This window comes from Castellaniella daejeonensis (assembly GCF_039523555.1).
Lineage (GTDB): Bacteria > Pseudomonadota > Gammaproteobacteria > Burkholderiales > Burkholderiaceae_B > Castellaniella > Castellaniella daejeonensis.
This window is the reverse complement of sequence record NZ_BAAAFN010000006.1, coordinates 441,409-456,955: the sequence shown is the minus strand read 5'-3', so window position 1 is coordinate 456,955 and position 15,547 is coordinate 441,409. Positions and strand designations below refer to the sequence as shown.

General features: G+C 66.5%; 14 protein-coding genes. 13 read left to right on the top strand and 1 reads right to left on the bottom strand.

Translation table 11 applies throughout. From position 1 onward, the window contains the following. Positions 1-12 precede the first annotated feature (12 nt). The 10 genes from lapB (at position 13) to cysM (ending at position 11,559) form a co-directional block, all read left to right on the top strand. Positions 13-1,221, top strand: a complete 1,209-nt coding sequence (gene lapB / locus ABD022_RS04060; RefSeq protein ID WP_325125970.1) for a lipopolysaccharide assembly protein LapB — start codon at positions 13-15, stop codon at positions 1,219-1,221. Beyond that, on the top strand, positions 1,218-2,153 hold the full coding sequence (rfaE1, locus tag ABD022_RS04055) for a D-glycero-beta-D-manno-heptose-7-phosphate kinase (protein ID WP_343820138.1): 936 nt from the start codon (positions 1,218-1,220) through the stop codon (positions 2,151-2,153). Before lapB ends, rfaE1 begins: the two co-directional genes overlap by 4 nt. Then, entirely contained in the window at positions 2,150-3,154 is a 1,005-nt protein-coding gene (gene rfaD / locus ABD022_RS04050; protein WP_325125967.1) for an ADP-glyceromanno-heptose 6-epimerase, read from the top strand. The genes rfaE1 and rfaD overlap by 4 nt, the downstream gene beginning before the upstream one ends. Positions 3,155-3,271: 117 nt before the next feature. Beyond that, complete coding sequence (locus ABD022_RS04045; RefSeq protein ID WP_325125964.1) at positions 3,272-3,814, top strand: ComEA family DNA-binding protein; 543 nt, start codon at positions 3,272-3,274, stop codon at positions 3,812-3,814. A gap of 141 nt (positions 3,815-3,955) precedes the next feature. Then, positions 3,956-4,219, top strand: coding sequence for a cysteine rich repeat-containing protein (locus ABD022_RS04040; protein WP_325125962.1), 264 nt, complete (start codon positions 3,956-3,958; stop codon positions 4,217-4,219). 64 nt (positions 4,220-4,283) lie between these two features. Then, positions 4,284-4,982: a DUF3313 domain-containing protein gene (locus ABD022_RS04035; RefSeq protein ID WP_325125960.1), complete on the top strand. Its 699-nt coding sequence runs from the start codon at positions 4,284-4,286 to the stop codon at positions 4,980-4,982. A gap of 127 nt (positions 4,983-5,109) precedes the next feature. Then, positions 5,110-6,102 (top strand): efflux RND transporter periplasmic adaptor subunit, encoded by a 993-nt coding sequence (locus tag ABD022_RS04030; RefSeq protein WP_343820137.1) that lies wholly within the window; start codon positions 5,110-5,112, stop codon positions 6,100-6,102. Between the two features lie 3 nt (positions 6,103-6,105). Beyond that, positions 6,106-9,171 carry an efflux RND transporter permease subunit gene (locus ABD022_RS04025; RefSeq protein ID WP_343820135.1) on the top strand — a complete coding sequence of 1,022 codons (3,066 nt, stop codon included), beginning with the start codon at positions 6,106-6,108 and terminating at the stop codon, positions 9,169-9,171. After that, entirely contained in the window at positions 9,168-10,556 is a 1,389-nt protein-coding gene (locus ABD022_RS04020) for a TolC family outer membrane protein (protein ID WP_325125955.1), read from the top strand. The genes ABD022_RS04025 and ABD022_RS04020 overlap by 4 nt, the downstream gene beginning before the upstream one ends. Before the next feature lie 97 nt (positions 10,557-10,653). After that, positions 10,654-11,559 (top strand): cysteine synthase CysM, encoded by a 906-nt coding sequence (gene cysM / locus ABD022_RS04015; RefSeq protein WP_325125953.1) that lies wholly within the window; start codon positions 10,654-10,656, stop codon positions 11,557-11,559. Positions 11,560-11,626: 67 nt separating this feature from the next. Here cysM and mltB read toward each other — a convergent pair whose 3' ends face one another. Then, positions 11,627-12,592 (bottom strand): lytic murein transglycosylase B, encoded by a 966-nt coding sequence (mltB, locus tag ABD022_RS04010; protein ID WP_343820133.1) that lies wholly within the window; start codon positions 12,590-12,592, stop codon positions 11,627-11,629. Positions 12,593-12,830: 238 nt separating this feature from the next. Between mltB and ABD022_RS04005 the strand changes: the two genes are divergently transcribed. The 3 genes from ABD022_RS04005 (at position 12,831) to ABD022_RS03995 (ending at position 15,506) form a co-directional block, all read left to right on the top strand. Then, on the top strand, positions 12,831-13,754 hold the full coding sequence (locus ABD022_RS04005) for a histone deacetylase family protein (protein ID WP_325125949.1): 924 nt from the start codon (positions 12,831-12,833) through the stop codon (positions 13,752-13,754). 72 nt (positions 13,755-13,826) lie between these two features. Next, positions 13,827-14,576 carry an electron transfer flavoprotein subunit beta/FixA family protein gene (locus ABD022_RS04000; protein WP_325125947.1) on the top strand — a complete coding sequence of 250 codons (750 nt, stop codon included), beginning with the start codon at positions 13,827-13,829 and terminating at the stop codon, positions 14,574-14,576. Beyond that, positions 14,577-15,506, top strand: coding sequence for an electron transfer flavoprotein subunit alpha/FixB family protein (locus tag ABD022_RS03995; protein ID WP_325125944.1), 930 nt, complete (start codon positions 14,577-14,579; stop codon positions 15,504-15,506). Positions 15,507-15,547: the final 41 nt, after the last annotated feature.

The following is a 15,547-nucleotide window of genomic DNA, read 5'->3' as shown; positions in this document are numbered from 1 at the left end:
GGGGAGCGGGTCGTGGATTTCGAGCCCTGGTGGCTGATCATCGTTCCGGTGCTGTTCGGCCTGGGCTGGCTGGCGGCGCGCTTCGATTTCCGCCAGATGCTGTCGGAAACCCGGGCGCTGCCGGATTCCTACTTCAAGGGGCTGAACTTCCTGCTCAACGAGCAGCCCGACCGCGCCATCGACGCCTTCGTCGAAGTCGCCAAGCTCGACCCGGAAACCACCGAACTGCATTTCGCCCTGGGCAGCCTGTTCCGCCGCCGCGGCGAGATCGAGCGCGCCATCCGGGTGCACCAGAGCCTGCTCTCGCGCGAAGATCTGCCCCTGCGGGACCGCGAGAACGCCCAGCTGGCCCTGGCCCAGGATTTCCTCAAGGCCGGCATGCTCGATCGCGCCGAAAAGGGATTCCAGGCGGTGCTGCAGACGCGTCACGTCCTGGAAGCCCTGCGCGCCCTGGTCCGCATCCACGAATCCGAGCACGACTGGGACAAGGCGATCGACACCGTCCAGCAATTGCGCAGCCGCATCGACGAGCCCGTGCCGCAGCTGGCGCATTACCACTGCGAGCGTGCCCAGGCGCTGATGGAATCCGGCAAGCCAGACCTCGACGCCGCAGCGCGGGCGCTGGATGCCGCCGAGGATGCCGCGCGCCGGAACGGCGCCACGCCCGCGTCGGAAACCCGCGTGCGCATGTTGCGCGCTCGCCTGGCGGCCCTGCGCGGCGATCTCGAATCCCAGCGCGCCCATCTCCAGGATGTCCTGTCCACGGCACCGGAATTCTCGGGCCTCGTCGCCCAGCCGCTGCTCGACTGCCATGCGGCACTGGGGCGCGCCGCCGAAGGCCTGTCGCTGTTGCGCGACCAGTACGGGCGCCTGCCCACGCTCGACCTGTTCAACGTGATCTTCCGTGCCTTGCGCACCACGGAAGGCGCAGCCCCCGCCTGGGCTTTCGCCCGCCAGGCGCTGCGCGCCCATCCGTCGCTGCTGGGCCTCGACCGCCTGCTCGAAGTCGAGCTCGCCCAGGGCGAGGACGTGCCTGGCGCCACCCTGGTGCCGGGCGCCGACCTGGGCCTGCTGCGCAGCATGATCCACAAGCATACCCAGCGCCTTGACCGCTACGCCTGCGGGCATTGCGGTTTCGAGGCGCGGCGCTATTACTGGCAATGCCCGGGCTGCAACACCTGGGAAACCTATCGGCCTCGCCGCCTGGAGGAAATTCGATGACGCCATTCCCGATCCGCGCGGCCGCCGCTGCCCGGATCCTTGTCGCCGGCGACATCATGCTGGACCGCTACTGGTTCGGTGAAGTCGACCGCATCTCGCCCGAGGCGCCGGTCCCCGTGGTGCGGGTCGCCCGCCGCGAAGACCGGCTGGGCGGTGCGGCCAACGTGGCACGCAACATCGTCGCGCTGGGCGCCAGCGTGGGGCTGCTGGGCGTGGTGGGCGCCGACGAGGCGGGCGCCCGCGTGCGCACGCTGACGCGCGAAGCCGGCGTCAGGGACCATCTGGTCGAAGACGCCGACGGCATGGACACCACGCTGAAGATGCGGGTGCTGGGGCGCCAGCAGCAATTGCTGCGGGTGGATTTCGAGCAGGGGCCGGGCGCACGCGCACTGGACGCGCTCGATGCCGGCCTGGCGGACGTCCTGGGGAACTACGATCTGCTGGTGCTGTCGGATTATGCCAAGGGCGCCCTGTCCAGGGTCGAACCCATGATCCGTGCCGCCCGCGAGCGCGGCATCCCGGTGCTGGTCGATCCCAAGGGTCACCGTTATCCGCGCTATCGGGGGGCCACGCTGGTCACGCCCAACCGCAGCGAAATGCAGGACGCCGTGGGACGCTGGGATTCGGAAGAAGACCTGACGCGCCGCGCCCAGGCGCTGCGCCAGGAGCTCGAACTGGAAGCCCTGCTGATCACCCGGTCCGAGCAGGGCATGACCCTGTACACCGCCGAAGGCCGCCGGCACGCGGATGCCCAGGCGCACGAAGTCTTCGACGTCTCGGGCGCGGGCGATACCGTGCTGGCCACCCTGGCCGTCGCCCGGGCAGCCGGCCTCGACTGGTTCGAGGCCATGACGTGGGCCAACCGCGCCGGCGGCATCGTCGTCGGCAAGCTGGGCACATCCATCGTCACCGCAGAGGAATTGATATCATGATCGTGGTCACCGGCGCCGCCGGCTTCATCGGCAGCAACCTGGTCCGCGGGCTGAATGCGCGCGGCATCACCGACATCCTGGCGGTCGACGACCTGACCGACGGCGACAAGTTCCGCAACCTGGTCGACCTGGAAATCGCCGATTACCAGCACAAGGACGAATTCCGCCGTCGTGTCCTGGCGGGCGAACTGCCGCGCCCCGAGGCCGTGTTCCACCAGGGCGCCTGCTCCGACACGACGGAGCGGGACGGGCGCTTCATGATGGACAACAACTTCCGCGTCACGCTGGAGCTGTTCGAATACTGCCAGGCCCGGGAAGTCCCGTTCCTGTATGCCTCCTCGGCAGCCGTCTACGGGGCCGGCCCGCGCTATGCCGAGGACCCGTCCTGCGAGTCGCCGCTGAACGTCTACGGTTATTCCAAGCTGCTCTTCGACCAGGTCCTGCGCCGGCGCATGGACAGGCTCACGGCCCAGGTGGTGGGCCTGCGCTATTTCAATGTCTACGGTCCGCGCGAACAGCACAAGGGTCGCATGGCGTCGGTGGCCTTCCACAACATGAACCAGTACGTGCGCGAAGGCCATGTGCGGCTGTTCGGCGGCTGGGACGGCTATGCCGACGGCGGCCAGCAGCGCGACTTCGTTTTCGTCGACGACGTGGTCAAGGTCAACCTGCACTTCCTGGACCACCCGGAAGTCTCCGGCATCTTCAACTGCGGCACCGGGCGCGCCCAGCCCTTCAACGATGTCGCCCAGACCGTGGTCAACAGCCTGCGCGTGCATCAGGGCCAGCTCGCTCTGCCGCTGCAGGAACTGGTGGCGGGCGGGCAGCTGCGCTATATCCCGTTCCCGGATGACCTGAAAGGCCGCTACCAGAGCCATACCCAGGCGGACCTGACCCAATTGCGCGCCGCCGGCTATACGGGCGCCTTCAGCGATGTGCAGACCGGGGTCAATGCCTATGTCGGCCGGCTGCTGGAATCCGGAGGATTGGCGATCGGCTGATGCCGGCACGCGCCGGTCGCGCGTGTTTTTCCGGGTGGACATTCCGGATCACGGCCGCCTCCATGCGCCCTGAGTCCAGGGCATCATGACCGTACCTTCACACCACAGGAGTCGGTCATGAATCCTTTTCTGCACGATACCGCCGGCGTGCCCGCGGGCGAGAATTCCGGCGCCGCCCATGTGCCCGCTGCGCAGGCCGGCATGCCGGCCGCGGGCAGGAGCGCCCGCAGGGTCTTCATCCCCGGCCGGCGGCATCCGGCCCGCTCGCGCGCGGCCCGCCGTCCCGCCCGCGGCCTGTCGCGCCTGCTGGCGGCAGCCAGCCTGGCCACCCTGGCCTGGGTTGGCCCGGCGGGCGCCGTCGATCTGAACACCGCAACGCTCGACCAGTTGCAGGGCATTCGCGGCATCGGACCCAGGACTGCCCGGATCATCCTCGACGAGCGCGAGCGGGGCGGCCGCTACCTGTCGTTCGCCGACCTGTCGGACCGGGTGCGCGGCATCGGGCCGCGCCGGGCGCAGGCCCTGCAGTCGGCAGGCCTGACCATCGATGGCGGCGGCACGCGCGTGTCGGGGCAGGGACGTCAGGCGGCTGCGCCGGCCGCCAAGCCGGCGCCAGGCAGTCGAAGTCCATTGACACGTGAAGAAAAAAGCGGAAAATAAAATCACCCCTGCGGGCGTGGGTGCTTTGTGGCCCCGGGGGCAGCATCATCTCGTGGCATGTGGCTGCGGGCGTACGGTCGGGACCTCGGCCAGTGCGCGTTGCAACCATCCATAAAACAACCAGAACCTCGGGAGACGCAGATGCATGCACGAAATGCTTCCACGCTTGCGCTTGCACTGGCCGCCACAGGTTTGTTGTCGCTGGCGGCCGTCCTGACGCCTGTCCGGGCCCAGACCCCCAGCCTGCAGGAATTCAAGTACTGCAAGGCTGACGTCGAACGCCTGTGCAAAGGCGTCCGTCCAGGCGAAGGTCGCCTGCTGAAATGCCTGAAGACGCACGAAGACAGTCTCAGTGTCGGCTGCGCCAAGGAACTCAAGGCATTGAAGACCGAAACCGGCAAATAGATCGCGGCGTCTTGACCGTGTCATCTTTCCTACCCCGCCATGTCGTGTGCGGACAGGAGGCCCAATGAGAACCCGACCCGCATGGCTGGCCGCGCCGCTCCTGGCGTTGCTGGCCGCCTGCTCGACTGCGCCGACGCAGCCCGCTTCGTCCTCGCCGGCGCCTTCCGGCTTTCTGAAAGACTACAGCCTGCTGGCGCCCGACCCCGGAAATCCCGACTACCGGCACTACACTGCGCCGGGCGTAAGCGCCGGGCAGTACCGCAGTTTCATCATCGATGAGCCTGTGTTCATCATCAATACGCATGAGGCGTATGGGGCGCTCAGCCCTGGGCGCCTGCAGGCGATCTCGGACTACTACACGTCCCGGCTGGCGACCGCGCTCAGTCGCCATTACCGGGTGGTCCGTGAGCCTGGTCCGGGGGTGGCGCGTCTGCGGCTCGCCGTCGTGGGCCTGATCGAGACCGGTCCCCAGTTCAAACTCCGCGATCTTGTGCCGGCCAAGGCCCTGTTCAACGTGGCGCGAATGGCTGCAGACAAGACACCGTATGTCCTGCAGATGTCCATTGAGAGCGAGGCGCAGGACAGCGTGACGGGAAAGCTGCTGGGCGCGGCGGTCGACAGCCGCGAGAGCCGGAAGACCGTGACGGGCCGGGAGGCGCCGCCTTCGGACGATCAGGTGCATGATCTGATCGACTACTGGGTGGCCCGTTTTGTTGCGCGGCTGGATCGCGCCAACGGTTATCCGGCGGCGGCCGATGAGTAACGCAGAGTGTCGCGACGGATTATGTGCACTGGCCTGGCATGGCGGGGTCGCCGCAGTGTTCTGCGCGGCAATCCTGCTTGCCGGCTGCAGGGACGGGGGGACCACTGAAGCGCAGCCGCCGCGGCAGGTGCTGACCCTGACGGTCAGGGCGGCATCTGCCGACAACCTGGGGGTGTTCGTCGGCGCCATCGCGGCGCGGCACGTCAGCGACCAGGGGTTTCGCGTGCCCGGCACGGTGCTGCGCCGGCAGGTCGAAGTCGGACAGCATGTGAGCGCGGGCCAGCCGTTGCTGCAGCTCGATCCCAGCAATTTCAAGCTGACGCTCCAGCAGGCCAGGGCGCAGCTGGATGCGGCGACCAGCAAGGCGGCGCAGGCCAGGGTCGATCTGGGCCGCGATGCCGTACTGCTGAAGCAGAATTTCATCAGCCAGGCGGCTTACGACCGGGACAAGATCGCCCTGGATACTGCGGTTGCTGAACTGCAGGCCGCGCAAGCCCAGTATGACGAAGCCGCCAACCAACTGGATTATGCGACCCTGCGGGCGGCGGTCGATGGGCTGGTCACGGCCATCGACGTCGATGTCGGGCAAGTCGTGGCGGCGGGCCGGACGGCCGTGAGCATCGCTCGGGATGGTGATCGTGAGGTCGTCATCAGCATCCCTGAAACACGTCTGGATCAATTGCGCTCGGCGGGCAGGCTGACGGTGTCGCTGTGGGCCGATCCCGGAAAATCCTGGCCGGCGCGGTTGCGGGAAATCGATCCGGCCGCCAACAGTACTACGGGCACCTACGATGCCCACGTGACCGTGCTGGAACCGGATGCCTCTCTGCGGCTGGGTATGACGGCCTATGTGCACCTGGAAGGCCCGGCCGCAGGCCCGCAGTACGCCGTGCCGCTGACCGCCGTGGTGTATCCGAAACCGGATGCGCCCGCCATTTGGAAGGTCGGGGCGGATGAGGGCGTGGAAACCCATCCGGTCGTGGTCGCTTCCGTGCGCGGCGACACCGCCTACATCGCATCGGGCCTGACCGACGGGGATGTGATCGTGACCAAGGGTGGCAACCTGCTGCATCCCGGACAGAAAGTGGTCCCCGTGGCCGGACCCGGGGCGGGGGACTGAATCGTGTCCCGGTTCAATCTTTCGCGGTTGGCCCTGGCGCACCAGCAATTCGTGCTGTTCTCGATCATCGTGTTCGTGCGCAGCGGTGGCTACGCGTATTTCCACCTGGGGCAGGCAGAAGATCCCGACTTCACGGTCCGGTCGATGATGATCCAGGCCAACTGGCCCGGTGCCACGGTCGGGCAGATGGAAGGCCAGGTGGCCGACAAACTCGAAAAAAAGCTGCAGACGCTGGCCGAACTGGACAACGTCAAGACCATGGTGCAGCCGGGCAGCGTCCGGCTGATGGTGACGCTGCGCGACGATCTGTCTCCCGCTGCGGTGCCCGAGGCCTGGTACCAGGTACGCAAGAAGATCGGAGACATGCAGTACACCCTGCCCCGGGGGGTGCAAGGGCCGTTCTTCAACGATGAGTTCGGCACCACCTACGGCAACATCTTCGTACTGACCGGACAGGACTTCAGTTATGCGCAACTGAAGGATTACGCCGATACCGCGCGCGAGGCGTTCCTGCGGGTGCCGGATGTCGATCAGGTCAGCCTGCTCGGTGATCAGGATCAGCGCATCTATATCGAATATGCCAACGCCAAACTGGCGGCTCTGGGCATCGACCCGGACCAGATCGTCCAGACGCTGAAGGCCATCAACGCCGTGCAGCCGGCCGGCGTCGCGCAGACGCGGGATCAGCAGGTGCGGATACAGGTCAGCGGCAATTTCGATTCGGTGCAGGCCATCCGTGACCTTGGCATCCAGGCCAAGGGCCAGATATTCCGGCTGGGCGATGTGGCGTCCGTCACGCGCGGCTACGTGGACCCGCCGGCATCCAGGATGTATTTCAACGGTGTGCCCGCCCTGGGCCTGGCCATCAGCATGCGCAGTGGCGGTGATGTCCTGGAATTGGGCAAAGGATTGCAGGCCGTCGCCGACACCCTGCGGCAACGGTTTCCCATCGGGGTGTCCCTGGATACGGTGTCCGACCAGCCGCGTGTGGTCAGGGACGCCGTCGACGAGTTCACCGAAAGCCTGTACGAAGCAGTCGGCATCGTGCTGGTGGTGTGTTTTCTGTCGCTGGGGCTGCGCACCGGCTTCGTGGTGGCGCTGTGCATTCCCTTCGTGCTGGCCGTGACGTTTTTCGTCATGTATCTCGGCGGCATCGATCTGCAGCGGATTTCCCTGGGGGCGCTGATCATTGGGCTGGGGCTCATGGTCGACGACGCCATCATCGCTGTCGAGGTCATGGTGCTGAAGCTCGAGGAAGGATGGGATCGCGTGCGCGCGGCCAGTTTCGCCTATGTCAGCACGGCGTTTCCGATGCTGACCGGCACGCTGATCACCGTGGCGGGCTTTCTGCCGGTCTTTCTCGCCAGAACCTCGTCTGCCGAATACACCCGTTCACTGTTCGAGGTTGTCGGTGTGTCGCTGATCGTCTCATGGTTCGTAGCGGTGCTGGTGACGCCCTATATCGGGTTCAAGCTGCTGCCGGACTTCGGCGGCAGGGCGCATGACGAGCATGCCGTCTACCAGGGCGTGTTCTATCGCAGGTTCCGGGGCCTGGTCGGCTGGTGCGTGAAGCGCAGCATGCTGGTCGTGGCCGTGACCGTGCTGCTGTTCGTCGTGTCGGTCGCCCTGTTCCGCTGGGTGCCCAAGCAGTTCTTTCCGTCCTCGGACCGCCCCGAACTGATCGTGGATCTGTGGTTCCCGCAGAATGTGTCCTTCGACGAGATCCGGCGGCAGTCCCAGGTGCTCGAACAGACATTGCTCGGCGACGAGGACATCGTGTCGGTCACGACCTATGCCGGGCGTGGCAGCCCGAGATTCTATCTGCCCCTGAACGTGCAGACGCAGACCAACCTGGCCGAACTGGTCGTGATGACCAAGGGTATTGCGCAGCGGGAACGTACGCTGCTGAAGATCCAGGACCTGCTCGGGACCGAGCTTCCCGGTGTGCGCGGCCGTGTCACCCGGCTCGAGAACGGACCGCCGGTCGGCTATCCGATCCAGCTGCGCCTGAGCGGCACGGACGATGCCCAATTGCTGCAGATCGCCGACGAAGTGATGGCGAGACTGCGGACACGCCGCGACATCCGCGACGTCAACATGGACTGGGGGGAACGCATCACCACGCTCAGGGTGGATGTCAACCAGGATCAGGCGCGCACCTTGGGCGTGAGTTCCCGCGGTATCGCACAGGCCCTGCAGACCTCCGTGACCGGCCTGGACGTCACCCAGTATTACGAGGGCGATGAGACGCTGGATGTCGTCATGCGGCTGACCGACGCCGGCCGCAGCGATCTGGACCGGCTCAAGGACCTCTATATTCATACCCGCTCCGGTGCTTTCGTGCCGCTCACGCAGATCGCCACGCTGCATGTATCCAGCGAGAGCAGCATGCGCTGGCGCCGCAATGGCGTGCCGACCGTCACGGTGCAGGCCGATGTGGCCAATGGCGCCCAGGCCAACGATGTGTCGGCGGCGATCTGGCCGGCCATCCAGACCTATGCCGCAACGTTGCCGCCCGGCTATGACATCGTGCTGGGCGGCACGCTGGAATCCAGCCAGCGTTCGCAGGCGGCGATCAAGACGGTCCTGCCCCTGGTCGGGATAGTGGTGCTGTTCCTGCTCATGATCCAGTTGCAGCACATGGGCAAGATGCTGCTGGTGGTGCTGACCGCGCCGCTGGGCATGATCGGTGTCACGGCAATCATGCTGGCCTTCCGGATTCCGTTCGGCTTCGTGGCCATGCTGGGGGTGCTGGCCTTGTTCGGCATGATCATCCGCAACTCCGTCATCCTGATCGTGCAGATCGGGCAGGCCCAGTCGGAAGGCGTGCCGCTGCACGAGGCGATCATAGAGTCTTCCGTGCATCGCCTGCGGCCCATCCTGCTCACGGCGGCCTCCGCGGTCCTGGCGATGATCCCCCTGACACAGTCGGTCTTCTGGGGGCCGATGGCCTGGGCGATCATGGGAGGCCTGACGGGCGCCACGCTGCTGACCCTGCTGTTTCTGCCGGCTGCTTATGCGCTGGCATTCCGGTCCGGCGGCCATGAAAAAAAGGGGGAGCAGGGATGACGTTCGCCAAGGCCTCGCGCCCGCTGGTCGCCGGCCTGCTGTTGCTGGTGGCCGGGTCCGCCGGTGCGATGAATCTGCGCGAGGCCGTCGATCGGGCCCGCGTGCATGATCCCACGCTCGAAGCGGCGCGCTTCGCCTACGCGGCGGGCCAGGAAAGCGCCAGGCAGGGCACGGCCTTGTATCTGCCCCAGATTACGGCCACGGGCACGTACAGCCATGTGCATGTCAATTCGGTGTCTACGCTGCAGGGCCGTCGGTCGCAGCCCTCGCTGGTGGGGGACGCCTCGGGCTTCGTACGGGGCTTTACCGTGACTTTGACGCAACCCATCTACAATGCAGCCGTCAGCACGGGGGCCAGGCAGCTCAAGGATCAGGCCAGGCTGGCCGAAATCCAGTTCCGGGGCGCCCGGCAGAACCAGGTGCTCAGTGTCGCCCAATCGTATTTCGGTGTGCTGATGGCCAAAGAAAACCTGGAACTCGCCCATGAGCAGCAGGCGGCGATCATGCAGCAACTGGCCAGCGCACAGGCGCGCTTCAATGTCGGCAAGGCCAACATCACCGATGTACGCGATGCCCAGGCTCGCGCGCAGGCTGTGGCGGCACAGATCATTGCGGCGGAAAATGCGCTCGAGGTCCAGCGGCAGCAGTTCAAGAGCCTGGTTGGCACGCTGCCCGCCGATCTGAGCCAGGCATCGCCCGGGTTCAAGCCCGTGGCACCTGATCCGGACGATGTCCAGGCCTGGATCGAGCGGGGCCGATCGGACAATCTGAATGTGCTGGGGGCGCGGGTCCAGATTTCGATCGCCGAGGCGGATGTCGACAAGAATCAGATCTACAACCGCCCTCAACTGGATCTGTACATGAGCTATCAGGACGCCAGCCAGAGCGGAGGCCTGCCTTTGCTGGTGATGCCGGATCGGTCCAGGCAGACCGTCATTGGCTTGCAGCTGAACGTGCCGCTGTTCGCGGGAGGCAGCTACGACTCCAAACTGCGTCAGGCCATCGATCAGAAACGTCAGGCCGATGCGCAATTGCAGGCGGCGATGCTGACCAGTGATGTGCAGATCCGCGAGCAGTTCCAGGCGGTCGAGGTGGCCGTGCCGCAGATCGAGGCACTGGAAAAAGCCGTGATCGCCGCCAAGAGCGCCCTGGATGCCACGCTGTTGGGTGCCACCGTGGGCGAACGCACCACCCTGGATGTGTTGAATGCCCAGCAGCAGTATTTCTCGGCACGGCAGAACCTGGATGCCGCGCGCTATCAGTACCTGCTGTCGCGCCTGAATCTGGCAGCCCTGGTGGGCGCGCTGGGTGAACCGGACGTGGATGGCGTCGATCATTACCTGTCGGTCCGGCAGCGGCCGGGACGCGCCGGGCGCTCGCGCTGAGCCGGTCTGGCGCGCATCTTCAGGGTTTTGTCATATCCTTATGACTGCGAAAGCAGATCGTGCCGTGCGCCGGATGGGCGGGTGTATGATTTCGTCCATGAAAACCTACCCCACCATCGAAGACATCATCGGTTCCACGCCCCTGGTGCGCCTGCAGCGGGTGCCGGGCGACGTCGGCGAGCCGCGTGGCAACGTCATCCTGGCCAAGCTGGAAGGCAACAATCCGGCCGGTTCGGTCAAGGACCGCGCCGCCCTCAGCATGATCCGCCAGGCCGAAGCGCGCGGCGAAATCCGTCCCGGCGACACCCTGATCGAGGCGACCAGCGGCAACACCGGGATCGCCCTGGCCATGGCGGCCGCCGTGCGCGGCTACCGCATGGTCCTGATCATGCCGGACAACTCGACCCAGGAACGCTGCGCCGCCATGAAGGCCTATGGGGCCGAGCTCATCCTGACCCCTTCGAAGGATGGCGGCATGGAATACGCCCGCGACCTGGCGCTGCAGATGCAGGCCGAGGGCAAGGGCAAGGTCCTGGACCAGTTCTCCAACGCCGACAATCCGCGCGCCCATTACGAAACCACCGGCCCGGAAATCTGGGAACAGACCGGCGGTGGAATCACGCACTTCGTCAGCGCCATGGGCACGACCGGCACCATCATGGGGGTGGGCTCGTACCTGCGCGAACGCAATCCGGCCGTGCGCATCGTCGGCGCCCAGCCGGCCGAAGGCGCCCACATTCCCGGCATCCGCAAATGGCCGGAAGCCTACCAGCCCAGCATCTACAACCCCGCCGGCGTCGACACCTTCGAGCCCATCACCCAGGAACAGGCGGAAACCATGGCCCGGCGCCTGGCCGCCGAGGAAGGCATATTCGGCGGGATCTCCTCGGCCGGCGCGGCCGTGGCCGCTCTGCGCGTGGCCGCCACGGTGCGGGATGCCACCATCGTCTTCATCGTCTGCGACCGGGGCGACCGCTACCTGTCTTCCGGCGTGTTCGGCTGACCGGAAGCCGGGTTCGGATCCGCCTGTGGCGGGCTTGCCCGGTCCTGGAGATACCCCCGGCGGATGGCTAAGCGCCGGGTCCGCCAAAGCGGTTCGGATCCCCGTAGCCGATGCGGTCGGCGATCTCGTGCGCCAGGTCCGCCACCGACGCCGCATAGAAGTAGCTGCGGTTGTAATGGGTGATGGCGAAGAAATTGGGCGTGGCGCAGCGCACGTCGTGCGTGCCGCGGATTTCGTCGCGCAGGTCGATCACCCCCAGCGCCTGGGCCTGCCAGGCCGGACCGCCGCCAGGCAGCGCCTGCGCGCCGGCGGCCTTCAGCGTGGCCCAGTCGCTTTCCGGCTTCAGCCCGTCCTGGGCCAGCTGTGCGGCGCCGGCGGGCAGGATCACGGGGGCGAAGACAGGCACGTCGCGCACCCAGCCGTGGGCCTGCAGGAATGCCGCCACCGAGGCAATGGCGTCGTCGGTATTGCTGGCCAGGTCCACGCGGCCGTCGCCGTCGCCGTCCACCGCGTAGCGCATCAGGCTGCCCGGCATGAACTGGGGCAGCCCCATGGCGCCCGCGAACGAGCCTTCCACGACACGCGCATCCAGTTCCCCCCGGTGGTCCAGCACGATCAGATCGGCCAGCTGCTCGCGGAACATCGCCTGGCGTTCCGGCCGGTTCGGGTCGGGATAGCGGAATCCCAGGGTCGTGAGCGTATCCAGGACCCGGTGGTCGCCGGTGTAGCGGCCATAGACGGTCTCGATGCCGATGATGGCCACGATGATCGAGGGCGGTACACCCGTGCGGGCGCTGGCCCGGTCGATCGCTGCCCGATGTTCCTGCCAGAAAGAGACGCCTTCGCGGATGCGTACCGCGTCGACGTGGCGCTGGCGGTAGCTGGTCCAGGCGCGGCGGATGCGGCCCGTGCGCGTGGGTGGCGCCATCAGCCGGACCGCGGTGGCGTCGTAGCGCGCCTCGGTCAGCAGGGCTTCGACCCGGTCCAGGGGCAGGTCATGGGCCTGTGCGGTCTGGTGGGCGAAGGCCTGCACCTCGGGCAGCAGGCGGCCGTCCGTGCCAAGGAAATCGCCCCGGATTCCCCCCGGTTTCCCGCCGGTTTCTGTTCTGCTAGAATTAATACGATCGTTTGAAACAATTGTTTGATTCGTTGTTCCCGCAAGGGCAGCGGAGGACGGTCCGGAATCGCTGTGGCTGCTGGCGCAGCCCGAGATAAAAAGCGACGCTACGGCAACTTGCAAAATACGGGTTGGTCTGAACATAATCGCCCTTATGGAGACACTCTATATTACCCATCCAGCCTGCCGCCTGCATGAGATGGGGACCTGGCACCCCGAATCCCCACAGCGCCTGGATGCGGTGGCCGACCAGCTGGCTGCAAATGGTCTGATGGACTTCCTGTCTCAGCGCACGGGGCGCAATGCCCGACCCGAAGACGTGCTGCGGGTGCACACGCCGGAATACCTGTCGTTCCTGCGCCAGCATGCGCCGGCGCATGGCTATTTCCCCGTCGATCCGGACACGATCATGAATCCGGAAACCCTGCAGGCCGCCTGGGCGGCAGCGGGCGCGGGCCTGACGGCACTGGACGAGATCATGGCCGGTCATGCACAGACCGCCTTTTGCGCCATCCGCCCGCCGGGGCATCATGCCTGTCCCGGAAAGGCCATGGGTTTCTGCTTCTTCAACAACATCGCCATCGCTGCGCGCTATGCACTGGACCACTACGGCCTGTCGCGCATCGCCATCGTGGATTTCGACGTCCATCACGGCAACGGGACGGAAGAAGTATTCATGACCGAATCCCGGATCATGATGTGCAGTTTCTATCAATACCCCCTGTTCCCGGACACGCGTCACGAAGACCTGGGTCCGAACATGATCAACCTGCCGGTCGATGCGTATTCCGGCGGCGATGTGATCCGCCGCCTCGTGACGGAATACTGGCTCCCGGCGCTGCGTGATTTCCGGCCCGAGCTGATCCTGGTGTCGGCGGGGTTCGACGCCCATCGCGAGGACGACATGGGCAGCCTGAAACTGGTCGAGGCGGACTACGCCTGGATCACCGAACGTCTGGTCGAGATCGCGGCCGACTCCGCCCAGGGGCGGATCGTCAGCTTTCTCGAAGGCGGTTACGACCTGTCCGCCCTGGGGCGCAGCGCGGTGGCGCATGTGCGGGCGCTGGGCGGTTACTGATGGGGCCGCGCGCGATGCGATTCGTCGCCGGGCGCGGCCATCCTGTTTTCTTTCCATTCTGGAGTATGCTCGATGAAGGTCCTGGTACCGGTCAAGCGCGTCGTTGACTACAACGTCAAGGTGCGCGTGAAATCCGATCACACTGGCGTGGACATCGCCAACGTCAAGATGTCCATGAACCCGTTCGACGAAATTGCCGTCGAAGAAGCCACCCGCCTGAAGGAAAAGGGCGCCGCCGCCGAGATCGTGGCCGTGTCCTGCGGGGTGGCGCAATGCCAGGAAACCCTGCGGACCGCCATGGCGATCGGTGCCGATCGCGGCATCCTCGTGCAGACCGACGCCGAGCTGCAGCCGCTGGCGGTGGCCAAGCTGCTCAAGGCCCTGGTGGACAAAGAACAGCCGGGCCTGGTGATCCTGGGCAAGCAGGCAATCGACGACGATGCCAATCAGACCGGCCAGATGCTGGCCGCGCTGCTGGACTGGCCGCAGGCCACCAACGCCAGCAAGGTCGAGGTCCAGGGTGACCGCGTCCAGGTCACCCGCGAAGTCGACGGCGGCCTGGAAACCCTCAGCCTGGCGCTGCCGGCCGTCGTCACGACCGACCTGCGCCTGAACGAGCCGCGCTACGTGACGCTGCCCAACATCATGAAGGCGAAGAAAAAACCGCTGGAAACCGTTGCCCCCGATGCGCTGGGCGTGGATGTGGCGCCCCGCCTGAAGACGCTGAAGGTCTCCGAGCCGCCCAGCCGTTCGGCCGGCGTCATCGTGCCCGATGTGGCAACCCTGGTGGACAAACTCAAGAACGAAGCGAAGGTGGTGTAAATGAGCATTCTGGTTATTGCCGAACATGACAACGCCCAGCTGGGCGCTGCGACCCGCAACGCCGTTGCCGCCGCGGTGGCGATCGGCAGCGACGTGCACGTCCTGGTGGCGGGCTCCGGCGCACGCGCCGTGGCCGACCAGGCGGCTCAGGCCGCCTCGGTGAGCAAGGTCCTGCTGGCCGATGGGCCGGCGCTGGCCGAAGGCCTGGCCGAGAACCTGGCCGCGCAGGTGCTGGCGGTGGCCGGCGGCTACAGCCACATCCTGTTTGCCTCCACGGCTTCGGGCAAGAACGTCGCCCCGCGCGTGGCGGCCAAACTCGACGTGGCGCAGATTTCCGATATCGTCGCCGTGGAATCGGCCGATACCTTCGTGCGGCCAATCTACGCCGGCAACGCCCTGGCGACCGTGCAATCGGCCGATGCGACCAAGGTCATCACGGTGCGCGCCACGGCCTTCGACCCCGTTGCCGCCACGGGCGGTTCGGCGGCGGTCGAGACCATCGACGCCGTGTCCGATTCCGGCAAGTCCCAGTTCGTGGGGCGCGAGCTGGCCAAGAGCGACCGGCCCGATCTGACCGCCGCCACGGTGGTGGTGTCGGGCGGGCGCGGCCTGGGCAGCGCCGAAAACTTCAAGATCCTGGATCCGTTGGCCGACAAGCTGGGCGCGGCGCTGGGCGCCTCGCGCGCGGCGGTGGACGCGGGCTATGCCCCCAATGACTGGCAAGTGGGCCAGACCGGCAAGATCGTGGCGCCGCAGCTGTACGTGGCGGTGGGGATCTCCGGCGCGATCCAGCATCTGGCCGGGATGAAGGACTCAAAGGTGATCGTGGCGATCAACAAGGACGCCGAGGCGCCGATTTTCGGGGTGGCCGACTACGGCCTGGTGGCCGACCTGTTCCAGGCCGTGCCCGAACTGGTCCAGGCCCTCTGAGTCTGGCCGTGGACGCGGGCTCCCCGGCCGGTCCGGGGACC

Bases quoted from the DNA above. Each gene is read 5' to 3' on its own strand.
- ABD022_RS04020 (WP_325125955.1), top strand. From the start codon at position 9,168: ATGACGTTCGCCAAGGCCTCGCGCCCGCTGGTCGCCGGCCTGCTGTTG.
- ABD022_RS03995 (WP_325125944.1), top strand. From the start codon at position 14,577: ATGAGCATTCTGGTTATTGCCGAACATGACAACGCCCAGCTGGGCGCT.
- ABD022_RS04005 (WP_325125949.1), top strand. From the start codon at position 12,831: ATGGAGACACTCTATATTACCCATCCAGCCTGCCGCCTGCATGAGATG.
- rfaE1 (WP_343820138.1), top strand. From the start codon at position 1,218: ATGACGCCATTCCCGATCCGCGCGGCCGCCGCTGCCCGGATCCTTGTC.
- rfaD (WP_325125967.1), top strand. From the start codon at position 2,150: ATGATCGTGGTCACCGGCGCCGCCGGCTTCATCGGCAGCAACCTGGTC.
- ABD022_RS04045 (WP_325125964.1), top strand. From the start codon at position 3,272: ATGAATCCTTTTCTGCACGATACCGCCGGCGTGCCCGCGGGCGAGAAT.
- cysM (WP_325125953.1), top strand. From the start codon at position 10,654: ATGAAAACCTACCCCACCATCGAAGACATCATCGGTTCCACGCCCCTG.
- ABD022_RS04000 (WP_325125947.1), top strand. From the start codon at position 13,827: ATGAAGGTCCTGGTACCGGTCAAGCGCGTCGTTGACTACAACGTCAAG.
- ABD022_RS04035 (WP_325125960.1), top strand. From the start codon at position 4,284: ATGAGAACCCGACCCGCATGGCTGGCCGCGCCGCTCCTGGCGTTGCTG.
- ABD022_RS04040 (WP_325125962.1), top strand. From the start codon at position 3,956: ATGCATGCACGAAATGCTTCCACGCTTGCGCTTGCACTGGCCGCCACA.